The sequence below is a fragment of the Ruminococcus sporogenes genome, from assembly GCF_054655175.1.
The window spans coordinates 1-1,262 of record NZ_BAAHOA010000029.1 but is presented as its reverse complement, the minus strand read 5'-3'; the positions used below and the strand labels follow the sequence as shown (position 1 = coordinate 1,262).

General features: G+C 41.8%; 2 protein-coding genes. Both read right to left on the bottom strand.

Going from position 1 to position 1,262, the window contains the following annotated elements; translation table 11 throughout:
- Window positions 1–51: 51 nt before the first annotated feature.
- The gene (locus tag ACYQ0N_RS15280; RefSeq protein ID WP_460162811.1) at window positions 52–861 is read right to left on the bottom strand and encodes a hypothetical protein; all 810 of its coding nucleotides are present in this window, start codon (window positions 859–861) and stop codon (window positions 52–54) included.
- 188 nt (window positions 862–1,049) lie between these two features.
- Window positions 1,050–1,262 (bottom strand): hypothetical protein (locus ACYQ0N_RS15275; RefSeq protein ID WP_460163177.1); only part of this gene is annotated, 213 nt, incomplete at its 5' end.

Below are 1,262 nucleotides of genomic sequence, written 5' to 3'. Positions count from 1 at the left end.
GAAAAAGACCGATGTTTTTACCATCGGTCTTTACGCTTATTTTATTTCATTTTACCACATTAAATATATCCAATATTTATCTCCGTCCTTTTCCCAATAAACATTTAAATAGAGATACTGAGAAATTTCTTCCTGTGACATATCGCCAGCCCATTCATCATATATTGCTTTGATATCATGGTCAATGCTGTTTTTTATTGAAGATACCGAGCTGCATATAGCGGTGCTAATCGGAGGATTAAATGAATATTCACTCCATACATCAACGTATCCGCTTAATATATTAGTTCCTGCCATACCGTAAGACTTAGCAGCCTGTTTGATATATTCGTTTATCTCTGATATATCTGCCTGTGAAAGTCCCTGCGGCTCAGGCTCAGGAGCTTCTGTCGGCTTTGGCTTTTCTGTTTTCTTTGCAGTTGTGGTTTTTTTCTGAGTTTGACTTGGCTTCTCGGTTTTCTGCGAAGCTGTCGTATTCTGACTTTGCGGCTGAGTTTGACCGCCGTTATTTCCTCCCGTTTGATAATTGCCGTTATTATCCTGTTCGTTACCGTACTGCGGCGCTTGGGTAGTTACGTCGGCCTTCTTGCTGCTCTTTTTGGTACCGCTTTTCTTTTCCGTACTTTTCGCCGTACTTTCAGACGTGGTTTTTACCGTTGTTTTTGCTGATGTTTTGGATGTTGTTTTTACAGCGGTCGTCTTAACGGAAGAAGCCGTTGATACGGGCGTAGTCGTTACCGTTGAGGCAGCCGAAGCCGATTCGGTTTTTCCCGCCCGAAGCTCAGTTCCGTCCGATTCTGTTTTTCCGCAGCCTGACAGCATAAGTCCGCATATTATCAATACCGCCAATGTCCTTTTCATAATTGTCACACCCCGTGTATATATTTCAGCCTCCGCTGTTAATTCCAGCATACCACACTGCTGCGCGGATATCTACCGTTTACGGAAAAATTCTACCTGTCAGACAAACCGAGCAAGGGTTTTTACAGCATAACCAATAAAAGCTTACATTTAAAAAATACCACGATTTTTGGCATTTGTCAATATCTTTACATAATAATTATTAATCCGTCGTTCTGCTGGGATATTTCTTCTTCTGGATTTAACGCAGACAGTGCAAACATCTCTGAATATTTACTGATCTGCCCGTCAGTCAGAGAACAGCTGTCCCAGCCGTCTTTTGTGAATGTATTGCCTGAAATATATACCGTACCATGAACAAGGACTCCGCCTATGACTCTGTTGGGTTCATAATCATAGAG

Bases quoted from the DNA above. Each gene is read 5' to 3' on its own strand.
- ACYQ0N_RS15280 (WP_460162811.1), bottom strand. From the start codon at position 861: ATGAAAAGGACATTGGCGGTATTGATAATATGCGGACTTATGCTGTCA.